The organism is Paenibacillus sp. FSL R5-0473 (genome assembly GCF_038004565.1).
Lineage (GTDB): Bacteria > Bacillota > Bacilli > Paenibacillales > Paenibacillaceae > Paenibacillus > Paenibacillus amylolyticus.
In genome coordinates, this window is sequence record NZ_JBBORL010000001.1 from 1,369,114 (window position 1) to 1,386,487 (window position 17,374).

12 protein-coding genes are annotated in these 17,374 nt (G+C 43.0%); 11 read left to right on the top strand and 1 reads right to left on the bottom strand.

The features are described 5' to 3' along the window. Positions 1 to 68: 68 nt before the first annotated feature. Together MKY28_RS05940 and MKY28_RS05945 are read left to right on the top strand one after the other, a co-directional pair. Entirely contained in the window at positions 69 to 1,286 is a 1,218-nt protein-coding gene (locus tag MKY28_RS05940) for an MFS transporter (protein WP_036614537.1), read from the top strand. Between the two features lie 279 nt (positions 1,287 to 1,565). Beyond that, positions 1,566 to 2,453: a cell wall hydrolase gene (locus MKY28_RS05945; protein WP_340935304.1), complete on the top strand. Its 888-nt coding sequence runs from the start codon at positions 1,566 to 1,568 to the stop codon at positions 2,451 to 2,453. Positions 2,454 to 2,610: 157 nt separating this feature from the next. Here the strand turns inward: MKY28_RS05945 and MKY28_RS05950 are convergent, their stop codons facing one another. Further along, complete coding sequence (locus MKY28_RS05950; RefSeq protein WP_340935306.1) at positions 2,611 to 3,381, bottom strand: hypothetical protein; 771 nt, start codon at positions 3,379 to 3,381, stop codon at positions 2,611 to 2,613. 230 nt (positions 3,382 to 3,611) lie between these two features. On the opposite strand from MKY28_RS05950, the gene MKY28_RS05955 reads away from it, so the two are divergent. The 9 genes from MKY28_RS05955 to MKY28_RS05995 all read left to right on the top strand — a co-directional run bounded on the left by MKY28_RS05955 (position 3,612) and on the right by MKY28_RS05995 (position 17,374). Continuing rightward, positions 3,612 to 3,896 carry a DUF3139 domain-containing protein gene (locus tag MKY28_RS05955; protein WP_339782812.1) on the top strand — a complete coding sequence of 95 codons (285 nt, stop codon included), beginning with the start codon at positions 3,612 to 3,614 and terminating at the stop codon, positions 3,894 to 3,896. Next, the gene (locus MKY28_RS05960; RefSeq protein ID WP_340935307.1) at positions 3,889 to 4,017 is read left to right on the top strand and encodes a hypothetical protein; all 129 of its coding nucleotides are present in this window, start codon (positions 3,889 to 3,891) and stop codon (positions 4,015 to 4,017) included. The genes MKY28_RS05955 and MKY28_RS05960 overlap by 8 nt, the downstream gene beginning before the upstream one ends. A 185-nt stretch (positions 4,018 to 4,202) precedes the next feature. Next, positions 4,203 to 4,634, top strand: a complete 432-nt coding sequence (locus tag MKY28_RS05965) for a hypothetical protein (RefSeq protein WP_340935308.1) — start codon at positions 4,203 to 4,205, stop codon at positions 4,632 to 4,634. Between the two features lie 704 nt (positions 4,635 to 5,338). Continuing rightward, positions 5,339 to 6,217, top strand: coding sequence for a prohibitin family protein (locus tag MKY28_RS05970; protein WP_081746030.1), 879 nt, complete (start codon positions 5,339 to 5,341; stop codon positions 6,215 to 6,217). A gap of 214 nt (positions 6,218 to 6,431) precedes the next feature. Continuing rightward, the gene (gene yaaA / locus MKY28_RS05975; RefSeq protein WP_340935309.1) at positions 6,432 to 7,184 is read left to right on the top strand and encodes a peroxide stress protein YaaA; all 753 of its coding nucleotides are present in this window, start codon (positions 6,432 to 6,434) and stop codon (positions 7,182 to 7,184) included. A 146-nt stretch (positions 7,185 to 7,330) separates the two neighbouring features. Then, entirely contained in the window at positions 7,331 to 7,651 is a 321-nt protein-coding gene (locus tag MKY28_RS05980) for a transposase (protein WP_076319340.1), read from the top strand. A gap of 23 nt (positions 7,652 to 7,674) precedes the next feature. Then, entirely contained in the window at positions 7,675 to 8,511 is an 837-nt protein-coding gene (locus tag MKY28_RS05985; protein ID WP_235193718.1) for an IS3 family transposase, read from the top strand. Positions 8,512 to 8,853: 342 nt separating this feature from the next. Continuing rightward, positions 8,854 to 12,150: a hypothetical protein gene (locus tag MKY28_RS05990; RefSeq protein WP_340935310.1), complete on the top strand. Its 3,297-nt coding sequence runs from the start codon at positions 8,854 to 8,856 to the stop codon at positions 12,148 to 12,150. A 31-nt stretch (positions 12,151 to 12,181) separates the two neighbouring features. Beyond that, entirely contained in the window at positions 12,182 to 17,374 is a 5,193-nt protein-coding gene (locus MKY28_RS05995; protein WP_340935312.1) for a polymorphic toxin-type HINT domain-containing protein, read from the top strand.

The window sequence follows — 17,374 nt, forward strand, 5'->3', positions numbered from 1 at the left end:
TGGAGCATTCTGCATAATAATGATTTAGTGTCAGAATGACTACATAGAGATCAAGGGAGCTATAAGTGATGAGCAAACTGGAAGTATTGCGGAATCCCAAGCAGCGCAAGCTGCTGTTCAGTGCCGGCATGAGCTGGCTGTTTGATGCGATGGAAGTGGGTATGATCTCCTTTATCGTGGCTGCACTCGCCAAGGAATGGAGTCTCAGTCCCGGACAAGTCGGTGTGCTTACGAGTATTAACTCCATCGGTATGGCATTAGGTGCGTTGCTTGCAGGTGCACTTGCGGACCGTTTTGGACGGAAGGCCATTCTGATGTGGACCTTGTTAATCTTTACGATTGCAAGCGGTCTATCTGCACTGGCGACCGGATTCGCCGTATTGTGTGCACTGCGCCTGGTTGCGGGTATCGGACTTGGCGGAGAGTTGCCCGTGGCATCCACACTGGTATCGGAGTCGATGCCTACAGCGGAACGGGGACGTGCCGTTGTATTATTGGAAAGTTTCTGGGCAGGGGGCTGGATTGTATCAGCACTCATTGCCAACTTTGTTATCCCGGAGTACGGATGGAGAATTGCTTTTGCCATTGGTGCGCTTCCGGCGTTCTATGCACTGTATCTGCGTCGTGCCATTCAGGACCCGCCGCGGTACAAGAATCATACCAAGCTTCATAAAATCACGTTCCGCGAGAAAGTGGCTACCGTCTGGTCAGCACCACATCGCCGTACAACGTTGATGCTCTGGATTTTGTGGTTTACCGTCATTTTCTCTTATTATGGAATGTTTCTGTGGCTACCTTCGGTTGTGATGGCAAAAGGATTCACGTTGGTTAAAAGCTTCCAATACGTGCTGATCATGACGATTGCACAGTTGCCAGGTTACTTCACAGCAGCGTACTTCATTGAACGTTACGGGCGCAAGTTCGTACTGGTTGTGTACCTTACCTTGACTGCATTCAGTGCGATTGCGTTTGGATTGGCTACAACGGAAGCCACGATCCTGACCGCAGGAATCTGTCTTTCCTTCTTCAATCTGGGAGCCTGGGGTGGTCTGTACGCCTACAGCCCGGAATTGTATCCGACTTCCGTTCGTTCGACAGGTGTTGGACTTGCCACATCGGTTGGTCGGATCGGTGGTGTACTTGCCCCATTAATGGTCGGTATGCTGGTTCAACGCGAAGTGGCAATCAGCCTGATTTTCACGATTTTCTTCGTGACAATCCTCATTGGCGCAGCAGCTGTACTGTTCTGGGGCCGGGAAACGAAGGGTCAGGAGCTGGCCGAGTAATTGTCAATAAATTCAGGCGCAACTTTTGTACGGGTCTGCCTGCCTATGGAAATGATGGGTTGGACAAGCGGTATATGGTTGATACAAGAAGGGGCATGACCATGGTGTGACCATGGGCTCATGCCTCTTTTTGTTATGTTCAGCGTCGTTTTTTCACTGCGTCATCGGTCCGATAGACTTCATTTTTTCTATATCCTATAATGACACTCGGGATGTCCAACCGTGAGGATTCAGGAGGAAGATGTGGGATCTGGATTCAGAAAAGTGGAGGTTAATGGAATGATGAAGAATAATATTGGAATGGATCAACCGAATGAAATCATTGAAAAGAATATGATAAGTGAATTAGATAGCGTGAGTGAGATGAAAGAGATGAAGGTGGGAAGCCATATGATCAGTAATGAACGGACTACAGTTGATAGCACAAATGAGGGGCTGGATCAATTAACGTTTGCTGACAACATGGAACCTATCACTGTCAGTCGGAAATTCACTCATGGGAAGGGGAACACGGCTGGCAAAAGAGCAGGGCGGGTCAGCATGCTTCTCGGTGCCTGCGCATTGACTCTGGGATTAACCGTGGCAGCTCCTTCAGCGGGAGCACAGAAGCTGGAACAAGGCGTTCGTAGCGAGCATGTGCTGCAATTGCAGGAGCAATTAAGCGATCTGGGGTACTTCGACGCCGGAATGACTGGATATTATGGTACCATCACCAAAGGTGCTGTCCGCAAGTTCCAGCAGGCGCAGGGACTAAGTGCAGATGGAGTTGCAGGTCCGGCGACACTGAATAGGCTGAACAAAAAGGCCAAAGCCGAGGGCGAGACGCTGCGCCAGTTGGCGAAGCTGATCCACGGTGAAGCGCGCGGGGAGTCTTTTGAAGGGCAAGTCGCTGTAGGAGCGGTTGTGTTGAATCGGGTACATTCGAGTGAATTCCCGTCGTCTATTTCGAAGGTTATTTTCCAGAAAGGGCAATTCACGGCTATAGATGATGGGCAGTTTAATACCAAGCCAACCCAGACTTCTTACAGGGCTGCTCGTAAGGCATTGAATGGCGCTGATCCGACGAACGGAGCACTCTATTATTACAATCCGAAGATTGCCACTTCGGTGTGGAGTAAGAGCAGGCCGACGTTGCTAACGATTGGGCAGCATGATTTTACGAGATAGGATAGTTTGAGTTTATAGATAGAACAAATGTATTTTCTTAATACAACAAGGAACCCCGGCTGTATGCTGCTCATCTGCAGGTACATGGCCGGGGTTTAATAATTATTATATCGTGGAAAAATGGTATCTTAAAATTGAAGCAAATATAAGTTTAATATTACTTCTGGAACGTGAAAGGGATATTTAATGAAGTAGGCTCTACAATGGTTTCTCCAGTGTCATAGTCATAGATTCTATTGAAAACCAATTCAATGGATTCCAGCTTGTCGGGGTCATCTGTATATACTAAACCATAGCCCATATTATCCATGACTACGCCGTCATATTGATGATAAACATAGGGTTTTCTCATGAAATTACGATCTGCTGAGATAGGTTTACCTGTGTTTGGATGGATGGAATTCAAACCGTAAAATCCGATATTTTGATCCGTTGTATTTTCCACACTGTAGATGATTTTGATATAAGTTATATTAGGACCGATATCTTCTTGATTCAGAATAGAAATGTTTTTACGGGTATCATCTGGAATATCACTAGCCTCTAATAATTGAGCATCCATCATATGAATAGTTAATGGGCCGAATTCAATACTTTGCTTCAGAGGGACAGTTTTTAACAATTTTAATTGTCCGCCGTAATCAAATGTACCTGTATCTCCGGATTTGGATAGAAGCGGTGGTAGTGCGCTTTCCAAAAGCTTGTCCTGAAGAATTTTAGCGGCCTGCTCAAATTGATTATAGTCTGGTTCAAGTCCTTTGTATGTTAGTTCAGAACGGAAAGGCTTTAAACTGGATTCCAAGACAAGTTCAGAATATGCAGGGTGAGGCTGTAACGGATTGACTTCCAGTTGTGTAGATGTGGCATCATTGGAGCTGTCTGAACCGCCCAAAAGTGCGAGAGCGAGCAGTAGTTGAACAATAAACATAAGAAGCGACACCCTTTCTCTTATACTCTATTAATTTTAATACATTTTATTTATAATCATAACAAAACAGATCATGGTGACTCATGAGAATATCGACCCAACTTCAGGTAATAGCATATTGACAAGTTTTGATCTGATATAGTAGCAAGGGCCTATTCCAAATAAGCGGGTTCAATCAGTTTGGTGAATTTCGGATCATTAGAATATAAATTAAAGTTAGGGTGAGCAAAATGAAGTTGCTAAAGACCTCCTTAGTTATACTGGTAGTAGTGGTCATTGCTTCTTTTTCATGGTATGGCTCTTATAAGAGTGACATGAAGAAGCTGGAGGATGATTTGAGAACATATTTAACCGCCGAGAAAGGAATAGATGAGAACACGATTATAAGCATCACCGCTCGGCGAAGCAAAATGCCGATGTATCCTGTTGTCGTCAAATTCAAGGACAATCCGCAGGAATATATCTACAACTATACAGATGAATGGATTCAGCTGACGCCTAATCCGAATGAATAAAGCAATCATACTTACTAAGACAAAAGAAGATATTATGCTTCACCATTGGATTCGCCTGTCCAATCCTGAACAATGGATAACGACAAAAAAAACGGAGATTAAGGATGGATTAGCACGATGAGAATTATCATATCACCAGCTAAAAAGATGAAGATCGACACCGATCTTATGGCTATCGCGCAGATGCCGCAATTTATAAATTACTTGTATTCAAACACGAAAATACCTCAGCAGATCAAAGATTGGCTAACTAAAAAAGGGATTGGATTCAAGGGATTTTTAGATTAAAGATAAGGGGGATTTTGCATGTCTGTTTCAATATCCATTGAAATAAGTTTATCAAAGCAAATCTCAAGAATGTCTATTCTTCGCAAACTCGAAGATTTCGGTTGGTCTTATAACGATCAAGGAAAAGTAACTTATCTACCGATTGGAGATGATAATTACTTTAATTGGCAGAATAAATCAATTCCTCTAGAGGAGTTACTAAAGATTTTAGTCATAAAGGATAATCAAAAAGAATTAATTGGAGTGGCAATGACTTGGAAAGATACTGATGTAGGGGGAACATTTTTAATTGAAGAGAATGGTACCATACTTATGAGTCCTGATATCAATCGAAAAGTCCTTGATGTAGAAAGTTATAACAGTATAACTGACGTAAATTGGTATGTAACTAAACTAATACCTGTATTTGGTCAATTATTTGAGTCTATTTCTTATAATGAACATGTATAATATAATTTCCTACGCTTAAACCTTGGGGCAATGTCCTTAAGGTTTTTTCTTTTTGGCCGATAGAATTGAAGTTTCTAAAAGGATCACTGATTGTACTATATTAGTTGTCATAGCTTCTGTCACATTGGTACGGCTCATATAAAAAGGATATGAAGGAGCTTGAAGATGGTTTAAGAAACGTATTTAATCGTTGAAAAGAGTATGGATGAAGATGATATCATTAGCATCGCTGCTCGTCGCAGTAAAATGCCACAGTATCCTGTAGTCGTCAAATTAAAGGACAATCCACAGGAAGTTGTATACACCTACAGAGAAAAGCAATGGGTGCAACTATGGCCTAATCAATCAATAATACGCCGATGAATTGATGATCACTTTCGTGATAGGAATAACCGGGTACTTGACGTCACTGACTCACCAGTTTCTCCACTACTTAACCTAATAGTAGTTCAAGCGCTAAACATCCTTGAAACCTAATACGAATTTACAAAGTATATATAAAGAAGGATATAATTAGTTACCATTTATAAATTTTTACTCGGTTACATCCATAGAGGGGAGGACGGATATGCCATTTATTGGGGGAATCATTTTAATTTTTATCCTAGCATTTATTCTATGGTCATTAATGTTCCCGCTATTCAATAAAATAGGTAGTAGAATTTTGAAGAAATACAATAAATTCAAACAAGAGGAGAATGGTGATGAAAAATTCAAAGACGTTTAGGGTAGGGGCAATTGCGGTTGCATTAGTTATTATTGTGGGCGTGCTAATGGTGACCTTCTTTTTAACACGAATTCCTAATGGATATGTTGGGGTCGTTTATTCACCAAATGGAGGCGTAAAAGATAGCACACTGAGTCAAGGGTGGAAACTCGTTGGAGCGTTTGATAAAGTGACGAAATATCCGATCCGAATTCAAACGGTTGAATACAGAGATATTCAGATTGCTACTTCTGACGGGAAAAACATCACAATCGATTTTGCTTACAACTACCAAGTAGAACCAAGTAAAGTATCTTCTATATTCAATACATTTGGGCCAATTAGCATTCAAGAAATTGAGGATACATATCTCAAAACACGTTTCCGTGACGCAGCTCGTAAAGGTATCTCCAAGTTTACAGTCATTGATGTGTATGGTGAAAAGTCATCCGAAGCAGGGGTAGACGTGCAACAACGTTTTTCTGATGACGTTAAAGAGTTAGGCTTTATTGTATCCAACGTTACTGTAGGTGTTCCTCAACCTGACGCTAAGACTCAGGAAGCAATCGATAAGCGTGTTGAAGCTTCTCAAGAACTGGAACGTAAAACGACTGAACTGGAGATCGCCAAGAAAGAAGCAGATCGCAAGCGCGTGGAAGCGCAAGGTAATGCAGACAAACTATTGATCGAAGCAGAAGGTCAGGCTAAAGCAAATAAAGAGCTTCAACAATCATTATCGAGTCAACTCGTTGAATATGAAACCATCAAGAAATGGGATGGAGCACTTCCATATGTAAGTGGGTCAAATACGCCAATGATTCAATTGCCGACTACAAAAACAGAGCAAAATAGCGGCGCGGGGAGCGTATCTCCCTAATAGCGGTTTGAGTTGCACGCCTTGCTTTCTCACCAATTGAATGTGTTGAATTCTAATGAACAAGCCGGTCCAATCGTGGGCTGACTTGTTCATTTTGAGTCTTTTCAAAGGTACCATGAGGGATTTAGTTAAGCCTTGGCATTGGATTCGCCTGTCCAATCCTGTACAATGGATAACGACAAAAACAACGGTAGATTAAGGATGGATTAGCACGATGAGAATTATCATATCACCAGCTAAAAAGATGAAGATTGATACCGATCTTATGGCTATCTCACAGATGCCGCAGTTTATAAACGAGTCAGAACAGCTATTGCGTCTGCTTCAAGAGTTATCCTATGACGAACTCAAAGCGATGTGGAAGTGTAACGATGCAATCGCTGAACAGAACGTGGAACGGATTCAGAATATGAATATAAAAGCAAATCTTACGCCAGCCATCTATGCCTATGAGGGCATTCAGTATCAATATATGGCTCCGGGTGTTTTTCAAAATGAGGAACTGGCGTATCTTCAGCAGCATTTACGTATATTATCCGGTTTTTATGGCATGTTACGGCCTTTGGATGGGGTTACCCCTTATCGGTTGGAAATGCAGGGCAAGCTGCAAGGTCCAGGCTTCAAAACGCTCTATCAATTCTGGGGTAGCAAACTCGCAGATCAGCTTCAATCAGAAAGCAACTACATCCTAAATCTGGCTTCCAAAGAGTATAGCAAAAATATTTTACCTTTTCTGAGTGAGGAAACCCGGTTCATTACTTGTGTATTCGGACAAATGGTCAATGGGAAGCTTGTTGAAAAGGCAACCTGGGCTAAAATGGCCAGAGGTGAAATGGTACGTTATATGGCAGAACATAAGATTACAGATGTGAGGGATGTAAGAAACTTTGATCGGTTGAATTTCGCTTTTTCAGAAGAACGATCCGACGAGAGTACGTATGTATTCATACAAGCAGAGGGAAAGTAGCCTGCTGTGCGCTGATCATGTACCAGAATGATAACTATTTGATTCACTTAAAAGTCGCCAACTGGTATTATCCCCTTTAAGTAGACACTTGAAAAAACCTTCATGTTATCATGAGGGTTCAAGTGACACTTGGAGGGGATATTTTTATGGCCAAAAAAGGACAAACATTTCACACGTATACCGAAGAATTTAAATTGAATGCTGTTAGATCCTATGTCGAAGGTTCTTCAAGTTACAAGGTGGTCGCTGATCGCGAAGGAATTCGAAACTGTTCACAACTGAAGGTGTGGGTAAAAAAATGGAAAAACGGGGAAGCATTCGATGAGCGAAAAAACAATGTTCCGAATCCACTGAAAGGACGGCCTCGTACTGCCTTTAGCAGTGTAGAAGAGGAACGGGACTACCTTCAAGCACAGGTAGATTATTTAAAAAAGCGGTATCCAAATCTAGTAAAGGAGAAGCACTAAGCCAACGGGAGAACTACGATATCATAGACGAATTGCGTTGCTCGCATGGCATTACACGCCTATTATCGATTACAGGAATACCCCGTTCCAGTTACTACAAATGGCGAGCAACACAGCCACAGCGAGACGCAAGACAAGACCGTGAGCGTGAGATCAAAGAGCACATGATGGCTATTCATTTTGCAAATCGAGAGTTTGGTTATCCTCGCATGACAACGGCGCTCTGGGAGTCTGGTCTGAACGTTAATCACAAGAAAGTATGGCGAATCATGCGGGAACTATCGATCCAATCGGTAATTCGCAAGAAGCGGAAGAAGTCCAGCTATACGCCATCTGTGATTTATCCGAATCGCCTAAAGCGCAAATTTCATGCCACAGCACCTCAGCAAAAAATGGTGACGGATATAACTTATATTTCGGATGGAAACACATTCGTTTACCTGTCTGTGATTCAAGACTTGTTCAACAACGAAATTGTCGCTTGGCAATTATCTAAACGGAACGATGTTCAGCTCGTATTGGATACGGTGGAACAATGGACACAAAAAAGAGACGTTTCGGAAGCCGTGCTCCATTCGGATCAGGGCTTCCAATACACGTCTCAGGTGTACAACTCACGATTAGAAGCATTCGGCGTCAAAGGCAGCCACTCTCGCAAAGCAACCTGCCTGGATAACGCATGCATCGAATCTTTCTTTTCGCATCTCAAAACAGAGAAGCTGTACCTTATCCAGTGTAATTCAGAAGCCGAGATTCGACAAGCCGTGGAAGATTACGTGTACAATTACAACTACCGACGCTTTCAAGCCAAACTCAAACAGCGCGCACCGATTGAATATCGATGCGCGCTGGCAGCATAGCTTTTTTCATCTGTCTACTTGACAGGGGTATGACCAAACTGGCGGCTTTTTTATTTTTCAAATATTAAATCTAAGTCCTAATCAAAATAGGAAAGACGATTAACTCAGTTGAAATAGCATTTGAACTGCATCTAATCTATTATTCTATTTTGTATCAGGATAATGACAGGTTATATTTTAAATTGTTATCTGAGATATAAAAGGAAAAAAGTCCCTGAATTTAGGGACTAATTTACTATGTCCTAAAATAAGGAAAATGACGATAATGATTTATTAGGCTCCATTTATACATCTGTTGAGGGAGGAAATGGAGAAAAAACATAAAGGAGGAATATGAATTCCATGAGTTTAAGAAAAGGTTTTATTGTTTTTCTGATGGCTTTGTTGTTGATTGGAACCATGTATCCGACTAGCGGTTATGCGCTTTCGGATCAATCGGATGCCATAATAACAAGTGAAAGTAGCGCGGAGAATGTTGATGTTTTTATGGAGGAATCAGCTTTAACAGACGGCGAGAATCTGGATGTTATTGATCCGGATGTCTACGAAGAACCAGAAGGTGTAGACGAAGTTATCGAAGAAGCAGAAGATGAAGCGACGGTAACTGATGATACATACGGGGAAAACTCTTTCTCTCCTCAAGCTATGGCCATGGCAGATGGAACTTTGACCATGAGTCCCGGAGATTCCTATACGTTCACGAATAACGGAAGTGCCGCAAGATCGTTAAGTACCAATGCCGCGACTTCAAGAAGCAGTGCATACGATTACGTTATTTATAGACCAGATGGCAGCATCATGAGCGAAAACATGAACTCTATTAGCAGTTTATCAGTAGGCTCAGGCTATACAGCTGTAATTACCTCTACGGGTCAGAATCCGTTTACAGTGACAATCCGTTCAGAATTTTCTTACAGTGTATCAGCTAACCCAGCCATGCTTAGGGTTACGTTATCCAAAGGAGAGAGCTATCGATACTTTAATGAAGGGACACAGTCAAGAGTTCTAAGTGCCGATACTTCCACAGCTCAGGACAGGAAGATAGATTACGCTTCATACAAAGAAGATGGTAGTCTTGTAGCTTCCAATTTCGAAACGACTGGGAAACCTTCACTTGCGGGAGGGAACGAAATCATTATTACTGGAGCGGGTTCACAGCCTGTTAGTGTTGGTTTTCCCTATGAAGTCTATACCGGTGAATGGAGCGATGAGCCAGCCTATACGCGTACAACGCTATATCAGGGAGATAGCTACCAGTTCACTAATATCAGTTCCAAATCCGATGCACTCCAAACGGATGGAACGACCAAAGATAAGCATGATTACGTTGTTTATCTTCCGGATGGAACGGAAAGTTCTACAGGGACGAATACGACCACTAAACCTACTGTAGCAGCAGGAAGAACCGCCGTTGTAACTTTGGTTACAGCAACGCCTGTAACATATGGTGTGCCCTATCGGACATTTGATGTCCAAAAAGCCGGTGGCGATGCAATTACTCGAATCACTGTATATCCTGGAGAATCTATGATTTTCAGTAATAATGGTTCGTTGGCCAATCCGATAAAAAACAATGCCAGCAGTACCAATGGAGCCCTTTTTGACTATGTTCTTTATACAGCAGAAAACGTCGTTCATTCGGATGGATTCAACAAAAATACCAATCCGATCATTCGTTCACAAGGTTACGCAGTCGTGACTGTAGTTGGGCAAGTCCCAATTGAGTTTAGTTATACGGATGATTTCTCGGTTGAAGAAAGCATGGAACCTGCGTACCATCGCGTAACACTCAAACAGGGAGAAAGCGTGACATTTTGGAATAACACTACTGATCGGGAATATCTCGACAGTGATGCGTCCACCACCCAAGGGCGGATTTTTGATTACGTCACCTATTATCCAGATGGTACAGAACGCAGTACAAGAAAAGCAACAACGGTTGAACCAGTTGTTTACTATGGAAATAAAGCAGTAATTACAGGTGTATCTGCTCAACCTGTAACCATAGGGGCGATTTACACCATTTTTGATGTAGAGGATCGACCAAATGAAGCACTAACTAAGATTACGGTATCACCGGGTCAATCGGTCAAATTCCATAATGGAGGCTCACTCAGCAACCCAATACGGAGTAACGCCAAAAAATTAGGTGCACTGTTTGATATTGTGGTGTATAAGGCAGACGGTAGAGCACATAGTGACAAATTCAATAGCAATGTAAGTCTCGCTACCATTCCTTCTGGTGGTGAAGCCGTCGTTACCGTAGGGGGAAGTACACCTGTAATATTTGAATACACGGATGATTTCTCTGTAGTGGATAGCCAGGAACCAGCTTATCTGCGCGTAACGTTGAACAAAGGCGAGAGCTATGCCTTCACCAACATAAGCTCAGATCCAAAAAGGCTTCGAAATGATGCTTCCAGCAGCGCGGGACGGGTGTATGATTACACGATTTACAACGTAGATGGGACAGTGTCAAGCAGTAGAACAGCAACAGCGATCGAGGCGTATGTCTTGGGTGGTAAAAAAGTTGTTGTTACCAACATCTCGGATCAACCCATAACGTATGGTGGGATTTACCGCGTTTTCCGTGGACAAGATGATCAAGTCCCTTCACCAGAATCGGAAATCACTGTTAACCAAGGGCAGAGCGCAGTATTTACAAATCCGGGTTCGGAACCTGCTCAGTTGAATCGGATTAGAGCAACCAATTCCATTGTGGATTTTGTGGTCTATGAAGGAACAGATAAATATCGGTATCTAACAGAAGGTTCAAGTCTTGAAACATGGGAAGTTCCAGCGGGTGGAACGCTTGTCTTAACCGTAGTATCTTCAGAGCCGGTAACGATTGAGTATGACATTCCTGTGACAGCTAGTCCTAGTCAAGAGCCTGCACTCATCAAACGGAGTTTGGCTCCAAATAACACGGTGTTATTCTCCAACACATCATCTTATTCAGCACCGCTCATTACATCTCATGTAGAAGGGTTGACCTATGATTACGTTATTCGGAATCAGAATCAAGGGGTTGTTAGGGAAGGGAAGAATGCGATAGGATCACAAAACATACCTGGGAAGTTTGACTTTCAGGTGCATAATGTGTCATCCCAATCGCTGAGATTTGTAGGTCCTTACCGTAACTTTACGGTCAAGGAAGTGGAAGTGGAGTTTCTGACTTTGTATGAAAATACAGAGACGGCGCTTCCCACAGTTCAGCAAGGGAATGTGTACTACCGTTTTAGCCCCTATAGCTCTGACAAGTATCGGATTGCGATAAAGGAATCAGGTGATTTTTCTATTGAGCCTCGGATCGAATTGTATTCAGATAAGGAATTGAGCATTCCGGTAGCTGCTTCAATAGAGCAAGAACAGGTATATGGTGAGCAATATACCGTTCTTGAATGGGAGCTTGAAGGTGGACAGAATTATTATCTCAAGCTAAGTGAAAAAGAAGGAAAACCGATTCAGGGAGCCATAAAAGCAGCATGGATGAACATTCGTAATGACAATAGCTATGAGTACGGCTATGGCAATCAATTGCTTAAAGTCGTTCTATTTACAGGAGATCAAATTGTGTTTGAGTATGATCGCAACGGTAATTTAACGAAACGAACGAAAAAGATTTTCCCATTTAATTAATGATTGTCTAAATCTAGGTTGAGGTGATGGAGTGTTTAAGAAAATAACGATTATTTGGTTATGCGTCATATTGGTTCTTAGTGGGTTCGGTTCCTTTGGATATGGAGGACAAGCAGCAGCGGCGGCAGAAGGTAGGGATTCCCTCCCTTCCGCTACCTACATTACAATCCATACTTTAAAAGAGCAATTTGGTATTAAAGAAGATTGGATTGAGAAAAAACTAGATCAAGGTTACTCGCTGTACCAATTGTATAAAGCTTTACAGACAGATCGCACAGGCGGCGAGGCTGCTGAAAAATGGCTAGAAGCACAAGAAATAAGCGAACCGATTCAAATGGAGGGGCTACGCCCTTCCGGATCATCACAGCAAAATAACTTCTCGATTAATGCTCTTAATGAGGATGCTTCAGGTACAGGAACAACCGTGGACGAAACTGGACTTAACCATGTAGATATCCGAGATGACGCATCGCTTTATATGACGTCTTATGGAGCGGAATCCATCTCAACTGCTACAGGGGAAATGATGATTCAGAGTACTGACCTTTCTCTACCTGGTCTCATTCCGTTTGATCTGACACGCGTCTATGACAGCGCTCGAGCGAGTGGACAGCTGGGAGTTGAATATGACGAAACGACACAAACGTATTCCAATATGGTTACGCCACGCAAGGAAGAACTCTCTGCTGGATTGGGGCAAGGCTGGCGTTGGGACATTCCTTTCATGGAAAAGCGTGGCGATAATCAGTATATTCTTATTCCAGGCGTGGGCTACTACCGCTTAAATGCGAATCTGGAACTGGAAGGTTACGTATGGAATGACTTAACCGTTAAGCGAGATGCGACCGTGACTGTTAATGGCGTATCTAGCAGTTATCGTCTATCCATCCGAAACGGCTACGATTATCTATTTAATGAAGCCGGAGAACTGTTGCAAATTACAGATGGCTACCGGAATAGCGTGAATTTTCACTATACGACATTGAACGGAAACCAAGCTATTGCACGAATTGAAAACAGCGAAGGTCAGGCGCTGACATTTGCTTATGACAACCTGAAGGTTACTGTACAGCTGGCCGGAACGGATCGGAAAGCAACATACACGCAACGCGAGGACGAAGGCATTCGCATTTTGCGAGAATACACGGATGCTCTCGATCGGACAACGACGTATACGTACTATTATCCGGAATCCAAATTCAATTTCCTGCCTGACTTGCAAAGCAACCAAAATGCTCAAGGTGTGATGCATACAGCGTTGCTATCGCGCATTACAAGCCCTTCATCAGCTATAACGGATTATGCATATATTCCAGCGCTGAAGCAGATTGGCGAAGCTTCCTCCCATTTTGTATTCAAAGTAAGAGAGCGCAAGAGCCAGTTTAGTACAACGGATGGCGAAGGCGTTCTGGACAAGGTTAACTTTGAATATTCTGGAGAAGACCTGGAAGCATACGGTCAATCCACATCATGGACAACGAAAGTGAAAGCAGAGAACACTATAGATACTTGGACGTTCTCCAAAACGTTTAGCGCTGCAGCGCATCCAGATTTGGTTTACGCAGATAAGCACACGTTAACTGGAGATGAAGTAACTTTTTCCACGGAGTTCCAGTACGACAGTCAAACGAAGCGAAACCTTCCGACTCAAATGACGGAGTGGGTAAGCGAGGGTGGCCGTTCGGGCGAAAAGCTGATAACGACTATCGCTTATGATGCCAACGGCATGGTGACTTCCGAGAAACGTAGCACGGGGCAAGAATCAACCTATGCTTATGAAACGGGCAAAGCTCCATATCACTGGATCAAACCTATACGATTCACTACCAAAGTAAACAGTACGTTGGAAAGGTACGCTGAAACAACATACAACAATCAAGGTGATATGTTGCAGACCTCCACCAAAAATGGATATGGCGGACAATTGCTCTCTGATTCGGAAGTGAAACTTGATGATAAAGGACGTATCATCAGCTCAACCGACAAAGGCGGTACGCTGGCCAAAGATCGTATTGTTACATTCAGCTATCAACCAAATGCAGGGCATTTAATGGAAACGACATCAATGGTTGTGCATGATGCTGCTGGTAAAGCAGAATCTCTTGAGGAGTCTTATAGTTATACGCCTGCAGGTGAACTGGAGACAACGACAAACGCTGCCGGAGAACAAGAAGCGAATCGATATGACCTTGCAGGGCGTCTTCTTCAGACCAAACATGCAGATGGAACACATTCAACGACAGCATATGATGACAAAAAAAACATCATTACAAGCACATCGCCAGACGGCATTGTGACTACACAGCGGTACAATCCGTTAGGTTTGCTCATGGAAGAACAAACTGCGTACGCGACATATAAATATGCCTATGATGGCGAAGGAAACGTGAAGGCTTCGGAAGATGCCGAAGGTAATGTGACGAGATATGTGGTCAATGCGTTTGGGCAAGCCACGGAGTCTCAATATCCGGATGGAACTACAGATAAAACAACCGTTGATCCTGTCGGAAAAACCGTGACGTATCAGGATGCTTCCAATTACAAAACTCGTGTGAAAGTGGACTTGCTGGGACGTACTACGGCGCTAGAAGAATACCGAGAGGGAGCCTTTGTACCATTGCAACAAAGCGAGTATGACCTAAGCGGAAACGTGACTGCATCCATTGATGGGAATGGGGGGCGGACGACGTATACGTATGATGCGCTTGGTCAAATCGCAACTGCAACAACGCCAAAACAAGAAACCAGCCGTTATTTCTATAGTTATCAGGGCCAGGTAACCCGAATTGTATCTGCCAACGGACAAACAGTTACCAAGCAGTTTGATGAATTGGGCCGCATTATTAAACAGATACCACCGATGCTGGATGGATCTGCGACAACCTTTTATTATGATAAAAAGAGCAATCTGATCAGAAAGCAGGATCGGCTCGGAAAAATCACGGAATACACATATAACAGCGACAATATGCTTACAGGCTTCAAAGGTCCGGATACGTCCGTATCGTATACGTACGACGAAATGGGACGTAGAACGTCAATGACAGATAATCACGGCAAAACGACTTATTCTTACCGTGATACGGACGGTATGCTCAATGGATTGACCTTCCCGGATGGAACCCAGTTGGGATATGAAAACAATACCCAGCAGCGGTTGGGATATACACTGACCGATGCACAAGGACAATCTTTGCGGATACATGGTGAACTGGATACGATGAACCGAGTTACTTCCATGGATATCATCTCAGGAGTGGGAGGTGCTTCGACACTCGCAGTATCGGCTCAGACGCCTGTAGACCGGATGACTTTTAGCTACGCGTCGAATAGTTTGCTAGAAAACGTATCGTTTGGCAAAGGCCTCAGCACAAGTTATCAGTTCGACGGTTATGATCTGTCGGGAATCACCGTTTCCCAAGGGACGACTGCAGTTCATCAGTTTAACTATGAGTATGATGGAAATAAAAACATCATGTCTCGAACTCAAAATGGGTCAACCGATCAGTTTACGTATGATGAACTCAGCCGTATTCAAACGGAATCAGGCACGCAGCAGGAGACATATACGTACGATTCCAATGGCAACCGGTATAGTACCGGCAGTGGTAAGATATATGGACTGAAAGATGCGGAGTATACGTATGACAGTCAGAATCGATTGGTCAAAGCGACGGGGGAAGGCAAGACCATTACGTATAACTACAACGGGGATGGACTGCTGTATGAACGGACCGAAGGCGAACAAACTTTCCGTTATTACTACGATGAAGAAGCCAAACTCATGGCGGAAGCACTAGTTACGTCTGGAAAAGCAGAACTGACCTATGTGTATATCTATGACATGTATGGTCAACTGTGGGCACGTCAAGCCAAACAAACTGGAAAATTGGAATATTACCAGTTTAATGGTCATGGCGATGTAGTCGGACTTGTGGACGACGCTGGTAAAGTGTTGAACGAGTATACGTATGACATCTGGGGCGGACCACTCACAACGAAAGAAACCGTGCCGAATGTACTTCGCTATTCGGGTGAGTATTGGGATCAGACAGTCGGACTTCAATATTTGCGAGCACGTTGGTACGACCCAGGCATGGCAAGGTTTATTGGTGAAGACACTTATGAAGGTGAACTGAACGATCCGTTAACTTTAAATTTGTATTCGTATGTAAGTAACAACCCCCTTAAGTATGTAGACCCAAGCGGGCATAGACACGAGTCAGGTTCAGGAGGAAGTGGAGGCAATGATTTCGGTTTCTGGCAAAAAGAATGGAATGCGTTCAAGGGAGCACACTCCAGTTGGTCCGGAGCAATCGACTTCTGGACGATGGGAACCGTCAGCTCATTAAATGAATATTACCGGGTGTCCATGGAGAACCCCTGGTCATTGCAACAATTTTTCACAGCGGGTTATTTGGTTATGGAGCTGAATCCTTATGGAAAGGCTACAGCAAAGCTTTCTAAAAAAGGTGGAAAATTCGTAGACAATGCTATTAGTAAAGCATGTAATTGTTTTACAGGGGGTACTAAAGTTCAAACAGAAGAAGGGGAGAAACCTATCGAGGAAATCGAGGTAGGGGATAAGGTGCTCGCCAAGTCTGATGAAACCGGAGAAGTTGGATACAAAGAGGTTATAAAGCTATTCCAAAAACAGGCTGATGAAATTTATTACGTCCGTATAGGTGATGAAGTCATTGAGACAACTGGATTACATCCTTTTTGGTTGGATGGAAAAGGTTGGACTCTTGTACAAGACCTAAAGGTTGGAGATTTGCTTGTTTCAAGTGATGGTACTAAACTAGCAATAGATAGGATTGAAATAGCGCCACAACAAACCACTGTTTACAATTTCATGGTTGCTGATTATCATTCTTATTTTGTATCTAACCTTGGCATATGGGTTCATAACTGTACAATTCTTTCAGCAGGTAAAAATTTCAAAAAGCATTATCTCGATCATAAAAAATTACTCGAAAACGCACTTGGAACTAAATATAAAAAGTATGATGACGAAACAACTGCAAGATTTTTAAGTGATCTTGGAAGTCTGATTGATAATGGTACAGTCAAATTTGTAGGGGACGCTACTTTACAAAAAGGTGGAGACGTATATAAGGTTTATCGAGGTAATGGTTTGACAATGACTACAAAACAAAATGGTGAATGGCATACTCTTTTGGAGTCCGGAAAAGGGATGGATGGGAAATTCATATTTAAATAA